We start from the raw sequence: 24,999 nt of genomic DNA, 5'->3' as shown, positions 1-24,999 counted from the left end.
CCGGCCGCAGCCCCGCACCGCCGCACGGCGACCCCGCCCCACGGACCGGATCGACCCCTGCGCCGCAGCGCCGTGCGGTGGCTGCTTTCGGCGAGCCGGGTCGGCGACCGCCACGGAGCCCCGTCCGCGTCCCCTGCCTCCGGCGACGACGCGGCGCCCTCGGCGGCAACAGGACCGCCGCCCGAGCCCCTCGGGCGGTCAGGCGGCTGTGTCGTTCGCCGACCGGTGGGCGAACCGGTCCTTCGCGTACCGGCCGCGCTTCTCCAACGGCACCTGGCCGTGCGCGGCGGCCAGCCCGAATGCCGGCATGTCCCCGTAGACCGCCTCGTACGAGCCCTCGGGCACGACGTACGTCTCGTGCCAGATCCCGACCTCCCCGTGCAGCTTCCCGGCGCGCTCCTTGCGGTTGAGCCGCGCCCAGACCTTGTGGTGGAAGGCGTCGGGCGCGGTCGCGTAGGCGTACAGCTTGTCCTTGGACTCCCAGTACTGCACGACGTAGTACGTGCGCGGCGACGCCGTCAGCAGCACCTTGGCGCGCAGCCCGCGCGCCGGGTCCCGCTCCAGTTCCCGCAGCATGCGGCCCATGGCGAGCAGCACCGGCAGCCACAGGTGGACGGCCCGGAAGCGGTTGATGCGCATGCCGATCAGCAGGACGACGACGTCGCCCTTCGCGTCGGCGGTCGTACGGGTCACCATGACTTCCCCCTCGTCGGCGAGCGGCACTATCCAAGGACCGATGTTTGGATAGTGGCGGTATCCAAGGAGGAGCGCAAGACATGCGGCTTGCCGAACTGAGCGCACGCAGCGGTGTGAGCACCGCCACGATCAAGTACTACCTGCGCGAGGGCCTGTTGCCGCCGGGCCGCCAGGTCAACACGACGACGGCCGAGTACGACGAGGGCCACCTGCGCCGGCTCCGGCTGGTGCGCGCGATGATCCAGGTCGGCGGGCTCCCGGTGGCCACCGTCCGGGAGGTGCTGCGCAACGTCGACGACGAGTCCCTGGGCCGCACGATCCGGCTGGGCGCGGCCCTGTGGGCCCTGCCGCAGGTGCCGGAGCCGGACGAGGACGACGAGTTCGTCCGGGCCGCGCGCCAGGAGGCGGACCGGCTGCTGGAGAGACTGGGCTGGTCGAACGCGAGGCTGCTGACGACGATCTCCCCCGCGTACCGCTCCCTGGTGGTGGCGGTGGCCGCGTTCCGCCGGCTCGGCTACGACTGGGGCAGCGAACTGCTCGTCTCGTACGCGGAGTTGATGCACGAGACGGCGAAGCTGGACCTGGACTTCGTGGAGACCCGCCCCTCCGAGGCGGAGAAGGCGGAGACGGCGGTGCTCGGCGCGGTGCTGACCGAGCCGATGCTGCAGGCCCTGCGCCGCCTCGCCCAGGAGGAGGAGTCGGCCCGGCGCTACGGCTTCGAGTAGCGGCGCACGACGAAGGCCCCCCACCGAGGTGGAGGGCCTTCCCTGTGCGTACCCCCGACCGGATTCGAACCGGCGCTACCGCCTTGAGAGGGCGGCGTGCTAGGCCGCTACACAACGGGGGCGTGGACGCTGCGTTTCCGCAGGTCCGAGCTGGTCTACCTGGACTCGAACCAAGACTAACTGAACCAGAATCAGTCGTGCTGCCAATTACACCATAGACCAATGATGGTTTAGACCAGTCAGTACCCCCGACCGGATTCGAACCGGCGCTACCGCCTTGAGAGGGCGGCGTGCTAGGCCGCTACACAACGGGGGCCCTAGCGATCCCGACAAGATCGAGATCAGTACCCCCGACCGGATTCGAACCGGCGCTACCGCCTTGAGAGGGCGGCGTGCTAGGCCGCTACACAACGGGGGCCCTAGCGATCCCGACAAGATCGAGATCAGTACCCCCGACCGGATTCGAACCGGCGCTACTGCCTTGAGAGGGCAGCGTGCTAGGCCGCTACACAACGGGGGCTTTGCAGATAAGCTCTGCGAGCTGGCCTACCTGGACTCGAACCAAGACTAACTGAACCAGAATCAGTCGTGCTGCCAATTACACCATAGGCCACTGGAACTCAATCCCCCTGCGGGGTTCTCGTTCTAGTCTGCGTCTCGGGGCTCCGGCCTTCCGGCCCGCTCCCCTCGGCGCAGGAAGAACATTACCCGAAGGTGGACGGGGCTCCAAAACGGGTATCGGCGCCGAGGAGCGCAGGGAGTTCGGCGAGGGTGGAGATCCGGCGGCAGACGACCTCCCCGACGGCGTGCACGACGCCCGTCCCGCGGTCGATCCACACGGACAGCAGCCCCGCCTCCGCGGCGCCCCGCCCGTCGATCTCGGGGTGGTCGCCGACGTACGCCACCTCGTGCGGCGCCAGCCCCAGCGCCTCGCAGGACGCCAGGAAGGCGCCCGGCTCCGGTTTGGAGACGCCCAGCTCGGCGGCGCACAGCACGGACTCGAAGCGGTCGAGCAGCCCGAGCGTGCGCAGCTTGTGCTCCTGGACGGTGATGCTGGAGTTGGACAGCACCGCGTGCCGGTGGCTGGTGGCCAGCGCCTCCAGGACGGGCAGGACGTCCGGGAAGACGCTCCAGGCGGCCTCGTAGTGCCCGACGTAGCGCTGGAACCAGGCGTCGGCTTCGTCGTCGGTCAGTTCCGTGCCGAGGAACACGCGCACGCGGTCGCGCCGCTGGTCCTGGAAGGAGCACTCCCCCGCCGCGTACCGCGCCCACTGCCGCTCGGTGATCTCCCGCCAGCGCACGAGGGCCTGCTCGGGGCTGTCGTACCCGACGAGCAGCCCCTCGGTCACCAGGTGCGCCCGCATGCCCTCACGGTCCGCGGTCGTGTAGTCGAACAGGGTGTCGTCCACGTCCCAGACCACGGCTCTGATCGTCATGTCACCGACGGTACCGCCGGACCGGCCGGGGCGGGAGCGGACTCGGAGGGGTCCGGCGCCACGAAGAAGTCCGTCACGAAGCAGGTGATCTCACCCGCCGCCGAGCGGCCCGTCCAGGTGGGGTAGAAGCCGTCGCCCCAGCCCGAGGTGAACGCGGCCAGGGTGTGGCCGCCGGCGGACGTGACCAGGTGCGGCCCCGGCGACCAGTCGCTGTGCTCGAACGCGTCCCACAGCGGCCCTTCCTCCTCCTCGGTCCCCGGGAACGCCTCCTCGGCCGAGGCGTCGTAGAAGCAGCCGGTGCCGGCGTCGACGCCGTAGCCGAAGAACTCGTCGTCCCCCAGTTCGGCGGGGTCCTGGCCGGGGCGCAGGGCCAGTTCCCAGGTGACGGCCGGCTCGTCGCGGACGACCAGGCGGGCCGCGGCCACGCGCAGGTGGGGGTGGTCGGACGGGGGCTCGTCCGGCCGGGTGAGGGTCGCGACGGCCGCGTCGACGCGGTAGCGGCCGGGCGCGACGGTGGCCGTGAACGGCTCGATGTCGCCGCTGCCGAGGTAGACGAACGGGTCGCAGGCCACGACCCGCCCGGTGGGCAGGTCCAGCTCGCCGCCCTCGGCCAGGTGGATCACGCCCTGGGTCCCGGTCTCGAAGCTGAACGTGCTGCCCGGGGTGAACAGCCAGGTGTAGTCCCGCGGACTCATCGGCATGACGGCGCCCTTCTCGATCTCGCTCACTGTGAGACGGGACACTAGTGCGACCCACCGACAAGCCGGAGGGGCGGCGGCCGGTACGGCCACCGCCCCTCGGGGACGCTCGCTTACGCCGTGAGCCTGGCCAGCGCCGCGTCGACGCGGGCCAGCGTCCTCTCCTTGCCCAGGACCTCCAGGGACTCGAAGAGGGGCAGGCCGACCGTGCGGCCGGTGACGGCCACGCGGACCGGGGCCTGGGCCTTGCCGAGCTTGAGGCCGTGGGCCTCGCCGGCGGCCAGGACGGCCTCCTTGAGGGACTCGGCCGAGGACCAGTCGGCCGACTCCAGCTTCTCGCGGGCCGTGCGGAGCAGGGCGTCGGAGCCCTCCTTCATCGCCTTGGTCCACGAGGCCTCGTCGAAGACCGGCTCCGGCAGGAACAGGAAGTCGACGTTGTCGGTGATCTCCGACAGGACCTTCAGGCGGGTCTGGGCGTGCGGGGCGATCGCCTGCCACTTCGACTCGTCGAAGTCCTCCGGCGCCCACGGGGCGAACGGGGCCCTCAGCCAGGGGCGGCAGCGCTCGGCGAACTCCTTCACGTCCAGCATGCGGATGTGGTCGGCGTTGATCGCCTCGCACTTCTTGAGGTCGAAGCGCGCCGGGTTGGGGTTCACGTCGGAGATGTCGAAGGCCGCGACCATCTCCTCGATCGTGAAGATGTCCTTGTCCGCCGAGAGGGACCAGCCGAGCAGGGACAGGTAGTTGAGCAGGCCCTCGGGCAGGAAGCCCCGCTCGCGGTAGAGGTTGAGGGAGGACTGCGGGTCGCGCTTGGAGAGCTTCTTGTTGCCCTCGCCCATGACGTACGGCAGGTGGCCGAACTGCGGGGTCCGCTTCGCGATGCCCAGCTCGGCCAGCGCCTTGTACAGCGCGATCTGGCGCGGGGTGGAGGAGAGCAGGTCCTCGCCGCGCAGCACGTGGGTGATCTCCATCAGCGCGTCGTCCACCGGGTTCACCAGCGTGTACAGCGGGGCGCCGTTCGCGCGGACGATGCCGTAGTCGGGCACGTTCTCCGGCGTGAAGGTCAGCTCGCCGCGGACCAGGTCGGTGAAGGTGATCGTCTCGTCGGGCATCCGGAAGCGGACGATCGGCGTGCGGCCCTGGGCCCGGTACTCCTCGACCCGGTCGGCGCTCAGGTCGCGGCAGTGGCCGTCGTAACCGGACGGCCGGCCGGCGGCGCGGGCGGCCTCGCGGCGGCTGTCCAGCTCCTCCTGGGAGCAGTAGCAGTGGTAGGCGTGGCCGGCGTCGAGCAGCTTATGGGCGACCTCCTTGTAGAGGTCCATGCGCTGCGACTGGCGGTAGGGCGCGTTCGGGCCGCCGACCTCGGGGCCCTCGTCCCAGTCGAAGCCGAGCCAGCGCATCGCGTCGAGCAGCTGCCGGTACGACTCCTCCGAGTCGCGGGCCGCGTCGGTGTCCTCGATGCGGAAGACCAGGGTGCCCTGGTGGTGCCGGGCGAACGCCCAGTTGAACAGGGCGGTGCGGACCAGGCCCACGTGGGGGTTACCGGTGGGCGACGGGCAGAAACGGACGCGTACGGGGGAGCCGGGTGCGCTAGCCACGCTTGACAACCTTGTTGGTGAGAGTGCCGATGCCTTCGATGGTGACGGCGACCTCGTCGCCGACGTGCAGGGGGCCGACCCCCGCGGGGGTGCCGGTGAGGATGACGTCGCCGGGCAGCAGCGTCATGGCCTCGGAGATGTTGACGATCAGGTCCTCGATGGAGTGGATCATCTCGCTCGTGCGGCCCAGCTGGCGCTGTTCGCCGTTCACGGTGAGCTGGACGGTGAGGTCGCCCGCGCGGGCGAGGTCGATGTCCGTCTCCACCCAGGGGCCGAGCGGGCAGGAGGTGTCGAAGCCCTTGGCCCGGGCCCACTGCTTCTCGCGCTTCTGCACGTCGCGGGCGGTGACGTCGTTGGCGCAGGTGTACCCGAAGATCACGTCCTTGACGCGGTCGCGCGGGACCTCGCGGCACATGCGCCCGATGACGACGGCCAGCTCGGCCTCGTGGTGCAGTTCCTCGGAGAAGGAGGGGTACTGGATGTCGTCCCCGGGGCCGATCACGGAGGTGGACGGCTTGAAGAAGGCGAAGGGGGCGTCCGGGACCTCGTTGCCCAGCTCGCGCGCGTGCTCGGCGTAGTTGCGGCCGAAGGCCACGACCTTGTTGGGGAGCACCGGCGGGAGCAGTCTGACCTTGCTGAGCGGCACCTTCGTACCGGACAGCTCGTGGTCCGCGAACGGGATGCCCTTGATGATGTCGAGGACGAGTTCGTCCTGCTTGTCGCCCTCGACCGCGCCGAAGGCTACGTTCCCGTCGATGGAGAACCTGGCGATGCGCACGGGATCCTGCGCCCCTCACTGAGAACCGGCGTACTGACGCCCCAGGTTAACGGAGCTATGCGAAGTTGTTCGCTTCTGGGGGCATCGGCGCAGGTCGGAGGCGGGTCACCGGATCTCGCGTGCCGCCGTGGGCAAAGGTCCGGGACGCCCGGAACACGGATGAGCGCGGCCGGAGGACCTCATCCGATCCCTCGGCCGCGCTCGGTGGGGCTGCCGGCACCGCAACGGGCCGGCCCGGTGGAGCCGTCGCTCACTCGCCGGCCGCGGCGCCCGCGCCGGCCGGGATGTCCATGAGGACGGTGCGGCGGGGGTTGGCGGTCTGTGCGGGGAGGTCGACGGAGTGCTCCGGCAGCTCGGGCGTGTGCAGCTCGCCGGCGTCCGTCAGGTGCGCCAGGGTCGTGCGTCGCGGGTTGGCTATGTTGCGGAACATCATCGTCGTCTTCACCGTTGTCGTCCTGTGCCCTCGGTCGAGTGGTTGGCAGGGTCGCCGCTCTTGTAAAGCGTCAGGCTAAACATCCGATTCCCCGACGAAGACGCCAACTCCCCTCGATGTTCATGTGAGTTTGCTCACGACCTCACGGGCAAATCGGTCAATTCCGACCGACAACTCGCCTAGCCGAAACGGACATTGACCCCCTGAAGCCACCATTCCGCTCCTGATCATGGCGACTGGGACACCGGGTACCGAGCGGCGACTCACCGGTTTATGCCCGTTATGCCCCACAACCGGATCCACGAGCGGTGACCCGCCCCTCACAGCGCGTCACGTAGGTCACAGCTCGGTCCACTGCCCTTGTTGGAGATCCTGCACTGTGCTGGAATTCCACGGACCGCCGCAGGATCGAGCCGGCGCACAGGGGGCGCGTACAGCGCCGAGTGGCGGCGAGATAGGGGGGAACCAGCGCCGGTCACTCAAGACCACCCGGGGGGCGTATTCAGGGCGCTCTCCACAACGCCGACACCGTGTCCCTCCGTTCTCACGGAGGGGCGCCTGGTCCAGAGGTTGCGACGCTAGTGCAGGGACGTTTCAAGAGGGATGGCAGCGCTTCGGCGGAGCCGGAGCCGCACGGCGGGACTGGCCCCAAGGCCGTCAGCTCCTCGCCCCAGCACGCCCATAACCCGGGCCAGCCCCAGGCCTCGGACGGCGGTGAACGCGGCCGCCCGGGCGGATCCGCTTCATCGGCCTCCACCACCGCGACGCCCTCGGCCGGCCCCACGCCGTCGGCGAAGCCCGCGCAGAGCCCGCCCAGCACGGGTTCGCGGCTGGCGCTGCGCAACTGGCGCATCTCCACGCGCCTGGTGTCGCTGCTCGCGCTGCCCGTGGTCGCGGCGACCTCGCTGGGCGCGCTGCGCATCAACGAGAACATGAACGACATCCAGCAGCTCGACAACATGAAGCTGCTGACGGAGATGACCAAGCAGGCCACCGAACTGGCGATGGCGCTCCAGGAGGAGCGCGACCAGTCCGCCGGCCCGCTGTCCCGCGGCGGTCTGAAGAAGACCGACTACCAGATCAAGGCCTTCCAGCAGAAGACCGACCGGGCCCGCGAGAACTTCCTCGACGCCTCGGAGGAGATCGACACAGCGAGCAAGGACGGCAACCTGCAGGGCGTGCGCGACGCGCTCGTCGGTCTCGCCAACCAGCTCGACGACCTCGCCAAGATCCGCCAGAAGGCCTACGGGTCCAAGGAGAACGCCTCCCAGACGGTCGAGTCGTACCACCGCCTCATCAGCCAGCTGATCGGCCTCTCCCAGGACATGGCCGAGGCCTCCAGCAACCCGGAGATGATCTCCCGCACCCGCGCCCTGGCGGCCTTCTCCACCGCCAAGGAGTACGCCTCCGTGCAGCGCGCGATGATCGCCGCCGCGCTGCCCGCGACCACCGACGTCAAGGGCGACCTCTCCGAGAACGACCGCCTCTACGGCCAGTCGGCGTACGAGAGCGAGAACTCCGAGCTGGCGATCTTCCGCAAGATCTACGCGGACCACAACGCCGAGGAGCTGCTGAAGCCGATCGACGAGGGCAACGCGACGATCGAGGCGGCCGACACCTACGCCAAGCGCTCCTTCGAGTCCCCCGACGGCCTGCAGCAGCTGCCGGCACGGTCCTACAAGGACTGGGTGGACGACAGCTCGACCAAGATCGAGCAGATGAAGAAGATCGAGCACACGCTGCTGGAGGAGATGGAGCAGAAGGCGCGTGAGCTGAAGAGCGCCACCCAGCGTGACGCCATCATCTCCGGTGCGCTGATCCTGCTCGTCCTCGGCGTGTCGCTGGTCGGCGCGTTCGTCGTGGCCCGGTCCATGATCCGCTCGCTGCGCCGGCTCCAGGAGACCGCGACCAGGGTCGCCCAGGACCGCCTGCCCGAGCTGGTCAAGCAGCTCTCCGAGTCCGACCCGCAGGACGTGGACACCTCCGTGGAGTCGGTCGGTGTGCACTCCCGGGACGAGATCGGCCAGGTGGCCTCCGCCTTCGACGACGTGCACCGCGAGGCGGTCCGCCTCGCCGCCGAGCAGGCCCTGCTCCGGGGCAACGTCAACGCGATGTTCACCAACCTCTCGCGCCGCTCCCAGGGTCTGATCCAGCGTCAGCTGTCGCTGATCTCCGAGCTGGAGTCCCGCGAGGCCGACCCGGACCAGCTCTCCTCGCTGTTCAAGCTCGACCACCTCGCCACGCGTATGCGCCGTAACGGCGAGAACCTCCTCGTCCTCGCCGGTGAGGAGCCCGGCCGCCGCTGGACCCGCCCGGTCCCGCTGGTCGACGTGCTCCGCGCCGCCGCGTCCGAGGTGGAGCAGTACGAGCGCATCGAGCTGGCCTCCGTGCCCACCACCGAGGTCGCCGGCCGCGTGGTCAACGACCTCGTGCACCTGCTCGCCGAGCTGCTGGAGAACGCGACCTCCTTCTCCTCGCCGCAGACCAAGGTCAAGGTCACCGGTCACGCGCTGCCCGACGGCCGCGTGCTGATCGAGATCCACGACACCGGTATCGGCCTCTCCCCCGAGGACCTCGCGGCGATCAACGAGCGGCTCGCCTCGCCGCCCACCGTGGACGTCTCCGTCTCCCGCCGCATGGGCCTGTTCGTGGTCGGTCGTCTGTCGCAGCGCCACGGCATCCGCATCCAGCTGCGCCCGTCCGACTCCGGTGGTACGACCGCGCTGGTCATGCTGCCCGTGGACGTCGCCCAGGGCGGCCGCAAGCCCGCTCCGGGCAAGTCCGGCGCGCCCGTGTCCACCGGCGGTCCCGCCGCCGCGCAGGCCGCGGCCGGTGCGGCGGCGGCCCGGCGGCAGAACGGCAACCCCGGCGGTGCCCCGGCCGGCGGCGGTCTGCTCGGTTCCGGTTCCGGCCCGCGCGGCCAGGTCGGCTCCGCCCAGGGTCCCCGGGCCGCGCTGCCCGGCGCGGGCCAGGGCGGCCGTCCCGGTGCGCCGGGCGGAGCGCGCGGCCCCCAGGGCGGCCCCGGCGGCCCGCAGCAGAACCGTCCCGCGCCGGCCGGCTTCGGCGGTCAGGCTCCGGGTGCCCCGCAGGGTCCGCAGGCCGCGGACCAGGGCGGGCCGCAGCAGGACGCCTTCGGCGGCCGTGGCCGCAAGCGGTCCGGCGGACCGGCGGACCAGGGCCGTCAGCCCCAGCTGCCGCCGCGCGGCGGCCCGCGGGCCGAACTGCCCGGCGGTGCCCCGCAGTCCCGCACCCCGGACTGGAGCCAGGCCCCGGTGTCGCGTGCCGCGATGGACACCCCGCGCGGCCACGACGAGCAGGACCCGACGCAGACCGCGCGCATGCCGCGCGTGGACGACCGGCAGGGTCCGGGCTCGACCTCGGAGCTGCCGCGGATCGACGCCCAGGGTCCGGCCGCGACCGGCGGGTTCCCGCGCGCCGAGCTGAACGGCGCGGGCGGCCCGCACACCGGCCAGTACGCCCGTCCGGAGCACGACGCCCAGCAGACCGGCCAGTTCGCGCGCCCCGACAGCCTCCAGCAGACCGGGCAGTTCCCGCGTCCCGACCAGCCGCAGCAGCCGGGCCCCTTCGACGGCCCCGGTGCGCAGCAGGGCGGCGACCCGTACGTCCGCTCCGACGTGTTCGGCACGCCGGCGCCCGGGCGTCCGGACGCCGACCCGCAGAACACGGGCCAGTTCCCGGCCCCGCAGGCACCGCAGGCGTACGACGGCGGTTACGACGGCGGCTCCACCGGGCAGCACGCCCTCCCGGGCCCCCAGAACCCTGGTCACACCGGCCAGTTCGAGCGTCCGCAGCCGGCCGGCCGTGCCGACTTCGGCGCCCCGCGCCCGTCCGCGCCCCAGCAGCGTCCGGCCCGCCAGGAGCCGGAGGCACTGCCGCCGGCCAGCGGCCCGGGTGACGGCCGCACCCCGCTGTACGACACGCTGGAGACCAACTGGTTCCACGGCCAGCAGGAGAACTCCGCCGCACCACGGCAGGAGAACGCTCCCGCACCGCGGCAGCAGCAGGCGCCCGCGCCCGCTCCGCAGCGGTCCGCACAGAACACCGGCTCCTGGCGCACCTCGCCGAACGACGAACTCGTCCGGCAGGCCGAACGCGTCAGGCAGCCCGCGGCCGGCGGGGTCACCACCTCCGGTCTGCCGCGCCGGGTGCCCCGGGCGAACCTCGTCCCGGGCACCGCTCAGCAGCAACAGCACCAAGCCGGTCCGCAGGTCTCGCGTGCGCCTGACGACGTACGCGGACGGCTGACCAATCTTCGTCGGGGCATCGCTCAGGGCCGTCAGGCCGGCAGCGGCCAGACCGGCAGCTTCCCGAGCCCCACTCACCAGCAGGAGCGTTAGTTGAGTCCGATGAGCCAGGCGGCACAGAACCTGAACTGGTTGATCACCAACTTCGTGGACAACACCCCCGGGGTGTCGCACACGGTGGTGGTCTCCGCCGACGGCCTTCTGCTGGCGATGTCCGAAGGTTTCCCGCGGGACCGCGCCGACCAGCTGGCGGCCGTCGCGTCCGGGCTGACCTCGTTGACGGCCGGGGCGTCCCGGATCTTCGAGGGCGGCACGGTGGCGCAGACGGTCGTCGAGATGGAGCGCGGGTTCCTCTTCCTGATGTCCATCTCGGACGGGTCGTCCCTCGCGGTACTGGCCCATCCCGATGCGGACATCGGTCTCGTCGGCTACGAGATGGCACTGCTCGTCGACCGCGCGGGTGCGGTACTCACCCCGGACCTGCGCGCCGAACTCCAGGGCAGTCTGCTCCACTGACCGCCCCGGCACCACCCACCTCACGAAAACACCGTCCGGCCGCCACAATCCCCCCACCGGCCCCGTCAGACGGCTTGACTGACCGACTTGCTGTCCCGCCCGGAGGATTCATGACCCCGCCCACCGCCCATCATGATCCGTACGCGGAGCCGTACGGGGACGAGGGCGACCAGCCGCTGGTGAGGCCCTACGCCATGACCGGCGGCCGGACCAGGCCCCGCTACCAGCTCGCCATCGAGGCGCTGATCAGCACCACGGCCGACCCGGCAGCGCTCATGGGACTCCTCCCGGAGCACCAGCGCATCTGCCACCTGTGCCGCGAGGTCAAGTCGGTCGCCGAGGTCTCGGCGCTGCTGGCCATGCCGCTGGGTGTGGCCCGGATCCTGGTGGCCGACCTCGCCGAGGCCGGCCTGGTCGCCATCCACCAGCCGGGTGGCGACGAGAACAACGGCGGCGCTCCGGATGTGACGCTGCTCGAAAGGGTGCTCAGTGGACTTCGCAAGCTCTGACGCGGGTCGGGCCACCACCTCCGCGAAGATCGTGGTGGCGGGCGGCTTCGGCGTGGGCAAGACGACGTTCGTCGGCGCCGTCTCGGAGATCAATCCGCTGCGCACCGAGGCCGTCATGACGTCCGCTTCGGCCGGCATCGACGACCTCACCCACACCGGGGACAAGACCACCACCACGGTGGCCATGGACTTCGGCCGCATCACGCTCGACCAGGACCTGATCCTGTACCTGTTCGGTACGCCGGGCCAGGACCGCTTCTGGTTCATGTGGGACGACCTGGTGCGCGGCGCGATCGGCGCCGTGGTCCTGGTCGACACCCGCCGTCTCGCCGACTGCTTCCCCGCGGTCGACTACTTCGAGAACAGCGGCCTGCCGTTCGTCGTCGCCCTCAACGGCTTCGACGGCCAGCAGCCCTACGCCCCGGAGGAAGTGCGCGAGGCGCTGCAGATCGGGCCGGACACCCCGATCATCACGACGGACGCCCGGCACCGCGCGGACGCCAAGAGTGCCCTGATCACGCTGGTGGAGCACGCCCTGATGGCGCGGCTGAAGTAGCACCCAAATACGACGGGCCGTACGGCAGTTGCCGTACGGGGAGCGGAGCCGACTGTGGCCTTTGACACGGTCGGCTCCGGCGTTCATAACAGTTCGGCAGAGGAATCCCCCGGGCATCACCACGCGACGCGGTCGCGTGGTGCCGCTGTGCGCACGAACGCCCCGCCTTTTGGCGGGGCTCGCTCTTTATGACCGTTTTATCTCGCGTTTACAACAGTCCGCCGCGTCGCCTTCTGCTGTTTGGAAGTGCGCTGGTCCACGTGCTGGAATGCCTGAACTGCCCAATGGTCGACAACGTACTGAGTACGTACCGAGTGCGTACTCGTGGTCGATGGCGAACTGGGCTCTGAGAGACTGCGGCACGACGTAGGTGCCGACCGCCGAGAGGTTGTTGGTCGAGTGAGGCGAAGCAAGAACGGTCCCGAGCCGTCGGCACGGGGCAACTTCACCCCGCCGCCGCGCGCTGCGGCGCCCACCCCCGTTCCCGGAGCGGAACCGGCGGCCACTCCCGCACCCAGCGGCGGCCGTTTCTCCCCGCGCAACTGGCGGGTGCCGACCCGGCTGAACGCGATCCTGCTCATACCCGTGGCGGTCGGCCTGGTCATGGGCGGCTTCCAGGTGAAGAACTCGATCGACACCTGGCAGCAGGCCCGCGACGCCGAGAACACCGCCCGACTGGTCCGCGCCGCCCTGTCCTACGCCGACGCGCTGGAGAGCGAGCGCGACGTCACCGCGGCCCCGCTGCTGCTGCACAAGAAGGACGCGGCCAGCAAGCAGACCGTCGACGCCGCCCGCAAGGCCACCGACCAAGCCGCCGACGGCTTCGACGAAGCGGCCAAGAGCATGCCGTCGGACGCCGGCCTGAAGCGCCGGCTCACGCTGTTCCACGAGGTCGAGCCCCATCTCGCCCAGCTGCGGCAGGCCGCGTACACCTCGCAGATGACCGGCGTGAAGACCGAAGAGGGCTACGTCGAGATCAGCCACCCGCTGATGGAGTTCGCCAACGAACTCGGTCTGGGCACCGGAAACATCACCTCCTACGGCCGTACCGTCTACGCCATCTCGCTGACCAAGGCCGCGCTGTCCCTGGAGCGGTCGATCGGCACGCACCTGCTGGTCAAGCCCGGCCCGGACGCGCCGAACCTGGCGACCCAGCGGGTCTCCCTGTCCTCGTACGCCTACCTGGAGCGCATCGCCCGCGAGGAGTACCTCGGCGGCGGCACCGAGGCGGACGCGCAGAAGCTGGCCGACCTGGAGAACAAGGTCAAGGCGGACGCCGCGGCCATGGCCCAGAAGTCCAAGGACGGGACCGCGTCCGACCCGACGAAGATGGTGGGCGCGCTCGCCACCATGAAGGACACCAGCACGGTCACCCGTGACGAGCTGGCCGCCGGCGGGGTCACCGCCGACAACTGGTGGGCGTTCAACACGCTGAAGTACAAGGCCTACCGGCAGATCGAGTCGGACATGGCCGACAAGGCGGTGAGCGAGGCCTCGAACATCGCCGACGACGCCAAGACCTCGGCGTTCATCACCGGTGCCGTCGTCGTGGTCGCCCTGCTGCTGGCCTTCATCCTGGCCGGTGCGGTCGCCCGCCAGATGAGCCGCTCGATGCGCCAGCTGCGCAACGCCGCCTTCGGCATCGCCGAGCAGCGGCTGCCGATGCTGGTCGACCAGCTCTCCCGTACCGACCCCGGCCGGGTCGACACCCGGGTGGCGCCGATCCCGATCACCACCAAGGACGAGATCGGCGAGGTCGCCCGCGCCTTCGACCAGGTCCACCGCGAGGCCGTCCGGCTCGCCTCCGAGCAGGCGCTGCTGCGGGGCAACATCAACGCGATCTTCACGAACCTGTCGCGCCGCAACCAGTCGCTGATCGAGGGCCAGCTGACCCTGATCACCGACCTGGAGAACAACGAGGCCGACCCGGACCAGCTGGAGAACCTCTTCAAGCTGGACCACCTGGCGACCCGTATGCGCCGCAACGGCGAGAACCTCCTGGTCCTCGCCGGCGAGGAGCCCGGCCGCCGCTGGGACCAGCCGGTCCCGCTGGTCGACGTGCTGCGCGCCGCCTCCTCCGAGGTGGAGCAGTACGAGCGCATCGAGCTGTCCGGGGTGCCGGAGGCCGAGATCCACGGCCGCGCGGTCACCGACCTCGTGCACCTGCTGGCCGAGCTGCTGGAGAACGCCACCACGTTCTCCTCCCCGCAGACCAAGGTCCGCGTCACCGCGACCCGGCTGCCCGACGGCCGCGTCATGATCGAGATCCACGACAAGGGCATCGGCCTGACCGCCGAGGACTTCGCGGACATCAACCACAAGCTGGCCAACCCGCCGACCGTGGACGCCGCGATCTCCCAGCGCATGGGTCTGTTCGTGGTCGGCCGGCTGTCCGACCGGCACGGCATCCGGGTCCAGCTGCGCCCCTCGGGCGAGCAGGCCGGTACGACCTCCCTGGTCATGCTGCCGGACGCGATCACGCACGGCGGCGGTGGCGAAGCCCCGCTGGACCGCGAGGAGTTCACCGTCTCGCAGATCATCCCGGAGCAGCAGTTCCAGGGTGAGAGCTTCGGCCAGCAGCAGCAGCCGCCGCTGCGCACCGCCGCCGAACTGGGCTTCGACGACAGCCGGTACACGGAGGCCCCCGACGACATCCGCGGCCTGGACCCGGTCGGCCGCTCGCGGATGCGCGAGGAGCGCCGCGCCGCCCTGGAGCCCCAGGACCACGGCCAGGCCGGCGAGCAGCGGCAGGCGTACGACGAGCAGCCCCAGCAGGGGTACGAGGCACCGGCGTACGGCGAGCAGCAGCGGCAGGCGTACGACGAGCAGTCGCAGCAGCAGGCGTACGAGGCGCCGGCGTACGGCGAGCAGCAGGCCGCGTACGAGGAGCAGCAGCAGGCTCCGTACGAGGAGCGGCAGCAGACGTCGTACGAGCAGCAGTACGAGCAGTCGTACGACGAGCAGTACTACGCGCCGAACGGCGAGCACGCGCGGTCCGACGGCTACTCCCCGAACGGCGGCTACCCGGAGCCCTCGGCCCCGTATGCGGAGCCTGCGCAGGCGCCGTCCTACCAGGACGACTGGCCGCAGCAGGACGGCTACCAGAACGGCTACTCGGGCCAGTACGCTCCGGAAGCGGAATCCTCGCAGGCCGGTGACGCGAATGAGCGGAACGGCGTAGGCTTCGACCGTCCGGGAACGGCTTCTCCCGCCGCACACGCGCTGACCGACGCCGGGCTGCCCCGCCGCGGGTCCACCGCGAGCGGTTCGAACGGCGCCGGGTCCGCGAACGGAACGGCGCGTGCGCAGCAGGAAGCGCCGGCTCCCGCACCGGGCAACGCGCCGGGCGCGAGCGGCGACAGCAACTGGCGCTCGGCGAACGACGAGCGGTGGCAGCAGGCCGCGCAGCTCCGCAAGCCCAAGGCAGGCGGGGTCACCGCCTCCGGTCTGCCGCGGCGGGTGCCCAAGGCCAATCTGGTCGAGGGTGCCGCCGAAACCACCCCCCAGGGAGGCCCGCAGGTCTCCCGCGCCCCGGAGGACGTCCGGGGCAGGCTGAGCAACCTGCGCCGGGGCGTCCAGCGCGGACGCAGCGCAGGCAGTGAAACGAACGGCCAGGGCTTCGGTCCTGACAGCACCTACAACCAGGAGCGTTAGTGTGAGCCCGATGAGCCAGGCGGCACAGAACCTGAACTGGTTGATCACCAACTTCGTGGACAACACCCCGGGGGTGTCCCACACGGTGGTGGTCTCCGCCGACGGACTCCTTCTGGCGATGTCCGAAGGCTTTCCCCGCGACCGCGCCGACCAGCTCGCGGCCGTCGCCTCCGGTCTGACGTCTCTGACGGCAGGCGCCTCCCGGATCTTCGAGGGGGGCAGCGTGAATCAGACGGTTGTGGAGATGGAGCGGGGATTCCTCTTCATCATGTCCATCTCCGACGGTTCCTCGCTGGCGGTCCTCGCCCACCCGGAGGCGGACATCGGTCTCATCGGGTACGAGATGGCACTTCTGGTGGACCGCGCGGGCACGGTCCTCACCCCGGATCTCCGTGCGGAGCTCCAGGGAAGCCTTCTCAACTAATTATCGGACGGTGCGTATTCGCGTCCCGGGGCCGTAAGGTTTCGGGACGCGGCTCCACACGGATGGGTGCCCGGCGCAGTCGGAGGAGGAGAAAGTGGCAACACCCCCAGGCGGTTCGTCTTCGGGCAACTGGTCTTACGGCCCTGCCCAGGGCCAGGGCCAGGGAGACGGTTCGGCGAACCGGTACGACTTCCCCTCCACACCCCGCCACCGGCAGCCGTACGCCCCGCAGGGACCCGGTCCGTCGCCGTACGACCAGCCCCAGGCCCCGCGGATCCAGCCGGTCCAGCCGCAGCGCCGCCCCGAGCCGGCCCCGGCCACGGCGTCCAACAACCCCTTGGTGCGGCCGTACGCCATGACCGGCGGCCGGACCCGCCCGCGCTACCAGCTCGCCATCGAGGCACTGGTGCACACCACCGCCGCTCCGCACCAGATGCAGGGCCAGCTGCCCGAGCATCAGCGGATCTGCAACCTGTGCCGGGAGATCAAGTCGGTGGCCGAGATCTCGGCCCTGCTGACGATCCCCCTCGGCGTGGCCAGGATTCTCGTCGCCGACTTGGCGGAGGCGGGCCTGGTCGCCATCCATCAGCCCGGCGGCGACGAGAACGCCGGTGGCCAGCCAGACGTGACACTGCTCGAAAGGGTGCTCAGTGGACTTCGCAAGCTCTAGCGGCGGTCCTTCCCGCTCCACCACCTCCGCGAAGATCGTGGTGGCGGGCGGCTTCGGCGTGGGCAAGACCACGTTCGTCGGCGCCGTCTCGGAGATCAACCCGCTGCGCACAGAGGCCGTCATGACGTCCGCGTCGGCCGGTATCGACGACCTCACCCACACCGGGGACAAGACGACCACGACGGTCGCCATGGACTTCGGCCGCATCACCCTGGACCAGGACCTGATCCTGTACCTGTTCGGTACGCCGGGCCAGGACCGCTTCTGGTTCATGTGGGACGACCTGGTCCGCGGCGCCATCGGCGCGATCGTCCTGGTCGACACCCGCCGTCTCGCCGACTGCTTCCCCGCGGTCGACTACTTCGAGAACAGCGGCCTGCCCTTCGTGATCGCCCTCAACGGCTTCGACGGCCAGCAGCCGTACTCGCCCGACGAGGTCCGCGAGGCGCTGCAGATCGGCCCGGACACCCCCATCATCACGACGGACGCCCGCCACCGCGCGGACGCCAAGAGCGCGCTGATCACGCTCGTGGAACACGCCCTGATGGCCCGCCTGCGCTAGCCGGTCCCCGTGTGCCGAGGGGCCCTTTCCCACGGAGAGGGCCCCTTTGTCGTACCCCGGTGCCACACTGGACGAGGCACGGGAGGGGGTGGCGATGGTTGCCGAAGCGGCTGCGTTACGGCTGGGGTCGACCGTGGCGAAGGCGGCGGCCCAGATGTGGCTCGGGGGCAGGCGGCGGGAGCAGGAACGCCGCATGGAGATGGCCGAGCTGATCCGGCTGCGGGTGTCGGGGCTCCGCTTCCAGCGGGGCGTGCAGCGGCAGTTCGAGGAGATGGCGGACGCCGTGTACGACCGGCTGGCGCCGTTTCTGGAGCGGGAGTTCCCCGGCCTGGAGGAGAGCAGCCGGCAGGCCGTGGTGGACGGGGTGTGCGACACGTTCGCGGCGGCGGACCTGTCGGACGAGGCGGTGCTGGCCGCCGACGTGAACCCGGCGGAGATCGTGCGCCGGGTGACGAGGACCGTGGCGCGGCCCGTGGGGCTCGGCGAGGCCGAGGGCCGGCTCTTCGAGGCGCTCTTCGCGGAGTGCGTCGAGTACTACGTGCGGATCGTGCAGGGGCTGCCGGTCTTCGAGGAACGCGCGCTGACCGAACTGCTGGGCCGCACGACGTCCCTCGGCGCGGAGATCGCGCGGGTGCTGGAGCGGCTGCCCGACCGGTCCCTGTTCGCACCCGAGGGGACGGACCGGGACGGCGACTTCCGGCGCCGCTACCTGGAGCTGGTCAGCACGACCCTGGACGAGGTGGACCTGTTCCGGCGCTCGTCCGACCGGGCGGCCGGGCAGGTACGGCTGTCGGTCGCGTACGTCAGCCTGCGCGCCACGGGGGACGACGGCAGCCGGCGCAGGCAGGCCCGCTCCCTGCCGGTGCTGCGCCCCGACATGAGCGACTGGGAGGAGCCCGGCGGCGAGAGCGCCGGCATGCGGGTGGAGGCGGCCCTGGGCGGAGCCACCCGGGTGCTGCTGCGCGGCGAGGCGGGTTCGGGCAAGACGACACTGCTGCGCTGGCTGGCGGTGACGGCGGCGCGCGGCGCCTTCACCGGCGAGCTGGCGGACTGGAACGGCCTGACACCGGTGTTCGTGAAGCTGCGCGAGTACAGCGGCCGGGAGCTGCCGAAACCCGAGGCGATGCTGGACTCGGTGGCCGGTCAGATCACCGGGGTGATGCCGAAGGCCTGGGTGGAACGCCGGCTCGCCCACGGCGACGCCCTGCTGCTGATCGACGGCGTGGACGAACTGCTGGACGGCGAACGGCGGGGCGTGCGGGAGTGGCTGCGCCGGCTGCTGGCCGCGTACGGGGACGTCCGCGTCGTCGTCACCTCGCGTCCGGCCGCGGCGCGTGCCGACTGGCTGCGCCGCGAGGAGTTCACCGCGCTCCACCTGGACCGCATGGCACCGCCGGACCTGGCGGCCTTCGTACGGCAGTGGCACCAGGCGGTACGGGAACTGGACGACGACCTGCCGTGCCCCGTGGAGGAACTCCCGCGCTGCGAACAGTCGTTGCTGAGCAGCCTGAAGGACCGCCCGCACCTGCGGTCCCTGGCCGGTACGCCGTTGCTGGCGGCCATGCTGTGCGCGATGCACCTGAACCGGGGCAGCCGGCTCCCGCGGGACCGGATGGAGCTGTACCGGGGCGCCCTGCACACGCTGGTCCACGAACGGGACGCGGACCGGAAGGTGCCCAGCGCGATGGAAGGACGGCTGAGCCTCAACGACAAGCTGGTACTGCTCCGGGACCTGGCGTGGCGGCTGTCCGACAACAACCGCAGCGAGATCGGGCTGGAGCAGGCCGCCGTGCATGTCGGCAAGCGGCTCGCGGGCATGCGGCACCTGGACGAGCAGGACGGCGGCAAGGTCCTGGAACAGCTCCGGGACCGCTCGGGGATCCTCCGCTCCCCCGCCGAGGGCCGGCTGGACTTCGTCCACCGCACCTTCCAGGAATACCTGGCCGCCGAGGAAGCGGCGGAGGAGGACCGTATCGGCAACCTGATCGAGCGGGCCCACCTGGACCTGTGGCGCGAGACCATCGTCATGGCCGCGGGCCACGCGAACCGGCCCCAGCGGGAGGAACTCCTGGGCTGCATCCTGGACCGGGCCCGGGAGGAACCCCGGTACGGCAGGAAGCTGCGGCTGCTGGCCGCGGCCTGCCAGGAGACGGTGCCGGAGGTCTCCGACGGGCTGGCGGGGCGCTTGGAGGAGGCGGTGTCCGCGCTGCTGCCCCCGCGCCGGCAGACGGATCCGCCCGCGCTGGCGGCGGTCGGCACGAGCCTGCTGCGCAGGCTGCCGCGGTCACTGGCCGAGCTGTCGTCGAAGGCGGCGGTGCAGACGGTACGCACGGTGGCGCTGATCGGCGGGGAGGAGGGCCTGGGCCTGCTGGAGGGCTACGCGCGGGACGGTCGCCGGGACGTGGTGTCCGCGCTCATCGACGCGTGGGCGTATTTCGACGCGGACGCTTACGCCGATCGGGTGATGAGCGGGCTGCCGCTGGAGCACCATTCGGTGGTGCTCACGCACGCGGCCCAGCTGCGGCCGGCGGCCCGGCTGAGGTCGCTGACCTCACTGAAGATCACGTGCAGGCTTCCGGACCTGTCCCTCTTGGCAGAGTTCCCTCCGCTCCAGGAGCTGATCTGCTGGGTGCGCGACACGGCCGACCTGTCCCTGCTGAAAGGGCATCCCGGTCTCCGGACGCTCCAGGTGCTCCAGGCCGCCTCGGTCCGGCACGCGGAAGCTCTGGCCGGCCTGCCCGCCCTGGGGCTGCTGAATCTGCCGCTTGCCGCACCGGACGGCATCGACGGCCTCCCGCCCCTGCCAGGGGTGTACCAGCTGGCCTTCTCGGGCATCACGGCGGAGACCGGGCTGGGATTCCTGGCCCCGTACAGCGGCGTGGCGTACCTGTATCTCGTGGGGGTGCGCGGCTCCCGTGTGCCGGATCTTGCGCCCCTGTCCGCGCTTCCCGGCCTGCATGGGCTGACGCTCTACTACTTCGACGCCCGGGACCTGCACCGGCAGCTTCCCGTTCTGACCCGGTTGGCCCACCTGAGGACGCTGATACTGCGGAGCTGCACGCCCTCCCATGGCTCCCTCACCCCAGCGGACCTGCCCGGCGTCACCATCACCATCGAGTGAACGCACCACGGCCCCGCCCTCCCGAACGGAGTGGCGGGGCCGTGGTCGCGCGCAAATGCCTCAGTGCCAGCTGTGCGGGGCCCGGAAGCCGGGCTCGCGCTCCAGGCGGCGCCAGCCTGCCTTGGCGCGGAGCCGGTGAGTCACCGAAGGCTCGGGGCGGGCGGCGGCGCGGGCCATGAGGACCGCCGTGATGGCGGCGACTTCCTCGGGCTCGGCATGGCCCTTCTCGACGCGGATGTCAGGAGTGCTCATGGGTGTCAGTCTCCGTGAGAGAGGTGTCCGCCGGGTTACTGCGGGGGGTTGCCGTGCTTGCGGGAAGGCAGGTCGGCGTGCTTGGTGTGCAGCATCGCCAGCGACTTCACGAGCACCTCGCGGGTCTCGGCGGGGTCGATGACGTCGTCGACCAGGCCCCGCTCGGCCGCGTAGTACGGGTGCATCAGCTCGGCCTTGTACTCCTTGACCATCTTCTGCCGCATGGCCTCGGGGTCCTGGGCGTCGGCGATCTGCCGGCGGAAGATGACGTTCGCCGCGCCCTCCGCGCCCATGACGGCGATCTCGTTGGTCGGCCAGGCATAGGTGAGGTCGGCGCCGATCGACTGCGAGTCCATGACGATGTAGGCACCTCCGTACGCCTTGCGCAGGATGAGCGAAATCCTCGGCACGGTCGCGTTGCAGTAGGCGTACAGCAGCTTCGCGCCGTGGCGGATGATTCCGCCGTGCTCCTGGTCGACACCGGGGAGGAACCCGGGAACGTCCAGGAAGGTGACGATCGGGATATTGAAAGCGTCACACATCTGAACGAAGCGCGCAGCTTTTTCGGACGCCTCGATGTCGAGCACGCCCGCCAGCACCTGCGGCTGGTTGGCGATGATGCCGACCACCTGGCCGTCGAGCCGGGCCAGGGCGCAGATGATGTTGCGCGCCCAGCGCTCGTGGACCTCGAGGTACTCGCCGTCGTCGACGATCTCCTCGATGACCTTGGCCATGTCGTAGGGCCGGTTGCCGTCGGCCGGGACCAGGTCGAGCAGCGCGTCCCCGCGGCGGTCGACCGGGTCCGTGGACTCCACGCGCGGGGGGTTCTCGCGGTTGTTCTGCGGGAGCAGCGAGAGGAGGTAGCGCACCTCGGCGATGCAGGTCTCCTCGTCGTCGTACGCGAAGTGGCAGACGCCGGAGGTCTCCGCGTGGACGTCGGCGCCGCCCAGGCCGTTCTGGGTGATCTCCTCGCCCGTCACAGCCTTGACCACGTCGGGGCCGGTGATGAACATCTGGGAGGTCTCACGGACCATGAAGACGAAGTCGGTGAGGGCGGGGCTGTAGGCCGCGCCGCCCGCGCACGGGCCCAGCATCACCGAGATCTGCGGGATGACGCCCGAGGCCTTGGTGTTGCGCTGGAAGATGCCGCCGTATCCGGCGAGGGCGGAGACGCCCTCCTGGATGCGGGCGCCCGCGCCGTCGTTCAGCGACACGAGCGGGGCGCCGGCCGCGATGGCCATGTCCATGATCTTGTGGATCTTGGTGGCGTGGGCCTCGCCCAGCGCGCCGCCGAAGATCCGGAAGTCGTGGGCGTAGACGAAGACCGTGCGGCCCTCCACCGTGCCCCAGCCGGTGATGACACCGTCGGTGTACGGCTTCTTCGCCTCCAGGCCGAAGCCGGTCGCCCGGTGCCGGCGCAGCTGCTCGACCTCCTGGAAGGACCCCGGGTCGAGGAGCAGCTCGATCCGCTCCCGTGCCGTCAGCTTGCCCTTGGCGTGCTGCGCCTCGGTCGCCTTCTCGCTGGGACCGGCCACGGCCTGGGCACGGATCCCGTGCAGTTCGGCGACCCGTCCGCGTGCGTCCGTCGGCTCACCGGTCGGCTCACCCGTCGTCTCTTCCAAAACGGTCATGTAGCGACCTTACGAAGGACACGAAGAAAAGCGAGCCGTCGACTCTGTACAGTCTCCGGCCCGTTTTCCTGGTGCCAGTGAACAGAACCAAGGCGGCATGCAGCCGTTCCGACTGCTCAGAAGGCCGACACGTTGTAGGGGGGCGACAAAGTCGTCACCTGAGAGCCACCTCACATTCGTGGGTGGCACATGCCCTCCCCGGAGTGACAAGGAGCCTCGGACGGCCGTCAGCCGACCGGACCCGCACGCTGTCGTCGGCCCGGACCACCGCCCGCACCGGACGGTCCCAGAACAGCTCCAGCGGGCTGCCGCTGCGGGGCGGCTCGCTGATGTGGAGGGTGGCCGTACGGCCCCGCCGGACGACGAGCACGCTCGCACCGGCCGAGACGGTCAGGTCCCCCACCGTACCGGGCCGCCAGAAGTTGCACGCGGTCAGGCCCAGCCGGGGCACGGCGACGGCCTGGGCGGTGGTGTCGTTGGCGAGGACCGACAGCCAGCGCCGGTCGGCGGCCCGGGCGGCGGTCCGCGCGCGGGAGGCGCCGGGCAGCAGCACGTAGGCGTAGCCGGCGGCGGCCGGGTCGGTGCCGTGGTCGAGCCAGAGGGTCTGCCAGCGCCGGGTGCGCCGTTCGTCGGTGCCGCCGGTGTTGATGTCGGACCAGGCGCCGGTGCGGTCCTCGCGCAGGGTGCGCAGCGCGCCGCCGCACGGCAGGATCCAGCCCCCGTGGCCCTCCAGGTGGGCCCAGCGGGCCGCGCGCACGAAGGTCGGGGTGCCGTTCTCGCCGAGGTTGCGGTTGTCCACGACGGTCTCGACGGGCACGCCGTCGGTGCAGCTGATGCCGGCGCCGAGGCAGACCACGGCGTCGTCGAGGAAGAACCAGGACTTGCGGGCCTCCAGGGTGGAACCGAGGCCCTTGAGGTGCTGGCCGACCGCCGCGTACGTGCCGTCGGTGGTCCCGCCGACCCAGCGTACGTCCGGCTTGGGCGCGCCCCATTCGCCGCCGGCCCGGTCGGGCAGCCGCCGGGTGGAGACGGTGGTGCCGGGCAGCCGGTACCAGTCGACGGTGGGCCAGTACCAGTCGGTGTACTGGCCGCCGTCGCCCCGCGGCCACCAGGAGAGCATTCCGGATCCGGTGTGCCAGCCGCGCGGGTTCTCGCCGTTGCCGCACTCGTAGTGCGCGATGCGGTCGCTGGCCATGGCGAGGGCGGCGGTGAACCGGGGGGCGCGGTGGACGGCGCGGTCCATGGCCGGGAAGAGGCGGTGGCCGAGGGGTTCGGGGGTCGCGGGCCCGGGCGAGGCGGTGACGGAGTGCAGCCGCGCGAGGTCGGCGACCGTGAACTGACGTGCCGTCAGCACCGGTGTGACCGTGTCCCGTTCGATCCACCCCTTGACGCGGCCGTACCAGCGTTCGCGCTCGGCCTCGCCCGCACCGGCGGCGAGGAGGACGACAGCGGCGATCAGCGCCTGCCCGTGGTAGTGGTCGCCGCGCAGCACGTGCAGGTCGTCGGAGCGCAGGTGACCCCGGCTGATGGCGCGGCCGTTGACGCAGTCCATCACCAGCCCGTCGTGGATCAGGGGCGCGTAGGCGTGCTCGACGCTGTCCAGGATGTTCCGCCGGGCCGGATCGGTGATCTCCCAGGGCGATCCGGCGAGCAGCGCGAACAGCCGCCCGAGGCCGTCGAGCAGGACCTGGCCGTACGTGCCCGAGTAGGCGACCCAGGTGTGCTGGACGAAGGAGCCGTCGGCGTAGAGGCCGTCGCCCTCGGTGACGTACGGGAAGACGGGCGAGAGGGCGTCCCGGGCGAGGGAGATCTTTTGCGGGCTGCGGCCGAGGATGCCGCGCAGGGCGACCGAGCGGCACAGGTCGACGCGGTTGGCGCCGGTGGAGGTGCCCGAGTAGTCGGTGAGCGTCGCGTCCGGGACGAAGTGGTCGACGGCCGCGCAGGCCGCCGCGATCCGGTCCGGGCCGAGCCGCTCGTACAGGGCGGCCGTGATGTCCGTCAGGAGCCTGGGGCTGCCGATCTGCCACTCCCACCAGTTGCCGTAGCGGGTGGTGGCCGGGTGGTAGACGGCGGCGGACAGGTGGTCGAGTCCGCGCAGGACGTCGGCGAGCAGACCGGGGTCGCCGGTGGCACCGGTGCCGGGCTGGACGTACGCCTGGGCCATCGTCCAGAGCCGGCCGTAGCTGAAGGTGATGCCGGAGGGCGGGTCGAAGGGGTGTCCCGGCCAGAGCGAGGCCGGAGCGGGGGTCATGCTCTCCCGGTACTCCCTTGCCCGTGCGCCGAGTTGGGCGAGGCGGGAGGCGTACGGCTCGGCGGCCGGGTCGTATCCCGTGCCGAGGGAGATGCCGAGCCAGCGGCGGCGCAGGGTGTCGTACGGGTCGTCGGCCGCCCGGGCGCCCGGCGCCGGGACGGCGGCGAGGGCGGCGGCCAGCAGCAGCGCGCGTCGGGTCATGTCCATGGGCCCGGTCACCGCCC

The 24,999-nt window shown here is 71.2% G+C and carries 19 protein-coding genes and 6 tRNA genes; 10 read left to right on the top strand and 15 right to left on the bottom strand.

What is annotated here, in order from left to right; genetic code table 11:
- Nucleotides 1-198: 198 nt before the first annotated feature.
- On the bottom strand, nucleotides 199-696 hold the full coding sequence (locus IE312_RS11900; protein ID WP_189981000.1) for a DUF4188 domain-containing protein: 498 nt from the start codon (nucleotides 694-696) through the stop codon (nucleotides 199-201).
- A gap of 80 nt (nucleotides 697-776) precedes the next feature.
- Between IE312_RS11900 and IE312_RS11895 the strand changes: the two genes are divergently transcribed.
- Nucleotides 777-1,421 carry a MerR family transcriptional regulator gene (locus tag IE312_RS11895; protein WP_189980998.1) on the top strand — a complete coding sequence of 215 codons (645 nt, stop codon included), beginning with the start codon at nucleotides 777-779 and terminating at the stop codon, nucleotides 1,419-1,421.
- 49 nt (nucleotides 1,422-1,470) lie between these two features.
- Here IE312_RS11895 and IE312_RS11890 read toward each other — a convergent pair.
- The 11 genes from IE312_RS11890 to IE312_RS11840 form a co-directional block, all read right to left on the bottom strand.
- Nucleotides 1,471-1,543 (bottom strand) — tRNA-Glu (locus IE312_RS11890).
- A 28-nt stretch (nucleotides 1,544-1,571) separates the two neighbouring features.
- Nucleotides 1,572-1,643, bottom strand: a tRNA-Gln gene (locus IE312_RS11885).
- A gap of 21 nt (nucleotides 1,644-1,664) precedes the next feature.
- A tRNA-Glu gene (locus IE312_RS11880) sits at nucleotides 1,665-1,737 on the bottom strand.
- A gap of 29 nt (nucleotides 1,738-1,766) precedes the next feature.
- Nucleotides 1,767-1,839: transfer RNA gene (locus IE312_RS11875), tRNA-Glu, on the bottom strand.
- Nucleotides 1,840-1,868: 29 nt separating this feature from the next.
- Nucleotides 1,869-1,941: transfer RNA gene (locus IE312_RS11870), tRNA-Glu, on the bottom strand.
- A gap of 21 nt (nucleotides 1,942-1,962) precedes the next feature.
- Nucleotides 1,963-2,034: transfer RNA gene (locus IE312_RS11865), tRNA-Gln, on the bottom strand.
- Between the two features lie 91 nt (nucleotides 2,035-2,125).
- Nucleotides 2,126-2,857, bottom strand: a complete 732-nt coding sequence (locus IE312_RS11860; RefSeq protein WP_189980996.1) for an HAD family hydrolase — start codon at nucleotides 2,855-2,857, stop codon at nucleotides 2,126-2,128.
- Nucleotides 2,854-3,558, bottom strand: a complete 705-nt coding sequence (locus IE312_RS11855) for a DUF4241 domain-containing protein (protein ID WP_189981326.1) — start codon at nucleotides 3,556-3,558, stop codon at nucleotides 2,854-2,856. The genes IE312_RS11860 and IE312_RS11855 overlap by 4 nt, the downstream gene beginning before the upstream one ends.
- Before the next feature lie 110 nt (nucleotides 3,559-3,668).
- On the bottom strand, nucleotides 3,669-5,153 hold the full coding sequence (gene gltX, locus IE312_RS11850) for a glutamate--tRNA ligase (RefSeq protein WP_189980994.1): 1,485 nt from the start codon (nucleotides 5,151-5,153) through the stop codon (nucleotides 3,669-3,671).
- Nucleotides 5,146-5,931: a fumarylacetoacetate hydrolase family protein gene (locus tag IE312_RS11845; protein WP_189980992.1), complete on the bottom strand. Its 786-nt coding sequence runs from the start codon at nucleotides 5,929-5,931 to the stop codon at nucleotides 5,146-5,148. Before IE312_RS11845 ends, gltX begins: the two co-directional genes overlap by 8 nt.
- 250 nt (nucleotides 5,932-6,181) lie before the next feature.
- Nucleotides 6,182-6,376, bottom strand: a complete 195-nt coding sequence (locus IE312_RS11840; protein ID WP_189980990.1) for a hypothetical protein — start codon at nucleotides 6,374-6,376, stop codon at nucleotides 6,182-6,184.
- A 569-nt stretch (nucleotides 6,377-6,945) separates the two neighbouring features.
- Here IE312_RS11840 and IE312_RS11835 point away from each other — a divergent pair.
- The 9 genes from IE312_RS11835 to IE312_RS11795 all read left to right on the top strand — a co-directional run bounded on the left by IE312_RS11835 (nucleotide 6,946) and on the right by IE312_RS11795 (nucleotide 20,641).
- Nucleotides 6,946-10,722 carry a sensor histidine kinase gene (locus IE312_RS11835; protein ID WP_189980989.1) on the top strand — a complete coding sequence of 1,259 codons (3,777 nt, stop codon included), beginning with the start codon at nucleotides 6,946-6,948 and terminating at the stop codon, nucleotides 10,720-10,722.
- A 9-nt stretch (nucleotides 10,723-10,731) separates the two neighbouring features.
- Nucleotides 10,732-11,145, top strand: coding sequence for a roadblock/LC7 domain-containing protein (locus IE312_RS11830; protein WP_030346561.1), 414 nt, complete (start codon nucleotides 10,732-10,734; stop codon nucleotides 11,143-11,145).
- Between the two features lie 110 nt (nucleotides 11,146-11,255).
- On the top strand, nucleotides 11,256-11,654 hold the full coding sequence (locus IE312_RS11825; RefSeq protein WP_009190816.1) for a DUF742 domain-containing protein: 399 nt from the start codon (nucleotides 11,256-11,258) through the stop codon (nucleotides 11,652-11,654).
- Nucleotides 11,635-12,210, top strand: coding sequence for a GTP-binding protein (locus IE312_RS11820; RefSeq protein WP_184970470.1), 576 nt, complete (start codon nucleotides 11,635-11,637; stop codon nucleotides 12,208-12,210). Before IE312_RS11825 ends, IE312_RS11820 begins: the two co-directional genes overlap by 20 nt.
- Before the next feature lie 399 nt (nucleotides 12,211-12,609).
- Nucleotides 12,610-15,864 (top strand): sensor histidine kinase, encoded by a 3,255-nt coding sequence (locus tag IE312_RS11815; RefSeq protein ID WP_189980987.1) that lies wholly within the window; start codon nucleotides 12,610-12,612, stop codon nucleotides 15,862-15,864.
- Nucleotides 15,865-15,874: 10 nt separating this feature from the next.
- Nucleotides 15,875-16,288 carry a roadblock/LC7 domain-containing protein gene (locus IE312_RS11810; RefSeq protein WP_004983065.1) on the top strand — a complete coding sequence of 138 codons (414 nt, stop codon included), beginning with the start codon at nucleotides 15,875-15,877 and terminating at the stop codon, nucleotides 16,286-16,288.
- A 94-nt stretch (nucleotides 16,289-16,382) separates the two neighbouring features.
- On the top strand, nucleotides 16,383-16,958 hold the full coding sequence (locus IE312_RS11805) for a DUF742 domain-containing protein (protein WP_189980985.1): 576 nt from the start codon (nucleotides 16,383-16,385) through the stop codon (nucleotides 16,956-16,958).
- Nucleotides 16,939-17,520 carry a GTP-binding protein gene (locus IE312_RS11800; RefSeq protein WP_093769009.1) on the top strand — a complete coding sequence of 194 codons (582 nt, stop codon included), beginning with the start codon at nucleotides 16,939-16,941 and terminating at the stop codon, nucleotides 17,518-17,520. Before IE312_RS11805 ends, IE312_RS11800 begins: the two co-directional genes overlap by 20 nt.
- 94 nt (nucleotides 17,521-17,614) lie before the next feature.
- Nucleotides 17,615-20,641: an NACHT domain-containing protein gene (locus IE312_RS11795; protein WP_189980983.1), complete on the top strand. Its 3,027-nt coding sequence runs from the start codon at nucleotides 17,615-17,617 to the stop codon at nucleotides 20,639-20,641.
- Nucleotides 20,642-20,701: 60 nt separating this feature from the next.
- On the opposite strand, the gene IE312_RS11790 is transcribed toward IE312_RS11795, so the two are convergent.
- From IE312_RS11790 to IE312_RS11780, 3 genes are all read right to left on the bottom strand, one after another.
- Nucleotides 20,702-20,893 carry an acyl-CoA carboxylase subunit epsilon gene (locus tag IE312_RS11790; protein WP_189980982.1) on the bottom strand — a complete coding sequence of 64 codons (192 nt, stop codon included), beginning with the start codon at nucleotides 20,891-20,893 and terminating at the stop codon, nucleotides 20,702-20,704.
- Nucleotides 20,894-20,928: 35 nt separating this feature from the next.
- Nucleotides 20,929-22,524, bottom strand: a complete 1,596-nt coding sequence (locus IE312_RS11785; protein WP_189980980.1) for an acyl-CoA carboxylase subunit beta — start codon at nucleotides 22,522-22,524, stop codon at nucleotides 20,929-20,931.
- Between the two features lie 154 nt (nucleotides 22,525-22,678).
- Nucleotides 22,679-24,982 carry a polysaccharide lyase 8 family protein gene (locus tag IE312_RS11780; protein WP_189980978.1) on the bottom strand — a complete coding sequence of 768 codons (2,304 nt, stop codon included), beginning with the start codon at nucleotides 24,980-24,982 and terminating at the stop codon, nucleotides 22,679-22,681.
- Nucleotides 24,983-24,999: the final 17 nt, after the last annotated feature.

The organism is Streptomyces capoamus (genome assembly GCF_014654935.1).
Classification (GTDB): domain Bacteria; phylum Actinomycetota; class Actinomycetes; order Streptomycetales; family Streptomycetaceae; genus Streptomyces; species Streptomyces capoamus.
The sequence above is the reverse complement of the archived record's forward strand: the minus strand, read 5'-3'. Positions and strand labels throughout refer to the sequence as shown.

What these genes read in the sequence shown, in the direction of transcription:
- IE312_RS11855 (WP_189981326.1), bottom strand. Translation starts at nt 3,558, where the DNA reads ATGCCGATGAGTCCGCGGGACTACACCTGGCTGTTCACCCCGGGCAGC.
- IE312_RS11810 (WP_004983065.1), top strand. Translation starts at nt 15,875, where the DNA reads ATGAGCCAGGCGGCACAGAACCTGAACTGGTTGATCACCAACTTCGTG.
- IE312_RS11795 (WP_189980983.1), top strand. Translation starts at nt 17,615, where the DNA reads ATGGTTGCCGAAGCGGCTGCGTTACGGCTGGGGTCGACCGTGGCGAAG.
- IE312_RS11790 (WP_189980982.1), bottom strand. Translation starts at nt 20,893, where the DNA reads ATGAGCACTCCTGACATCCGCGTCGAGAAGGGCCATGCCGAGCCCGAG.
- IE312_RS11900 (WP_189981000.1), bottom strand. Translation starts at nt 696, where the DNA reads ATGGTGACCCGTACGACCGCCGACGCGAAGGGCGACGTCGTCGTCCTG.
- IE312_RS11780 (WP_189980978.1), bottom strand. Translation starts at nt 24,982, where the DNA reads ATGGACATGACCCGACGCGCGCTGCTGCTGGCCGCCGCCCTCGCCGCC.
- IE312_RS11830 (WP_030346561.1), top strand. Translation starts at nt 10,732, where the DNA reads ATGAGCCAGGCGGCACAGAACCTGAACTGGTTGATCACCAACTTCGTG.
- IE312_RS11785 (WP_189980980.1), bottom strand. Translation starts at nt 22,524, where the DNA reads ATGACCGTTTTGGAAGAGACGACGGGTGAGCCGACCGGTGAGCCGACG.
- IE312_RS11860 (WP_189980996.1), bottom strand. Translation starts at nt 2,857, where the DNA reads ATGACGATCAGAGCCGTGGTCTGGGACGTGGACGACACCCTGTTCGAC.
- IE312_RS11895 (WP_189980998.1), top strand. Translation starts at nt 777, where the DNA reads ATGCGGCTTGCCGAACTGAGCGCACGCAGCGGTGTGAGCACCGCCACG.
- IE312_RS11825 (WP_009190816.1), top strand. Translation starts at nt 11,256, where the DNA reads ATGACCCCGCCCACCGCCCATCATGATCCGTACGCGGAGCCGTACGGG.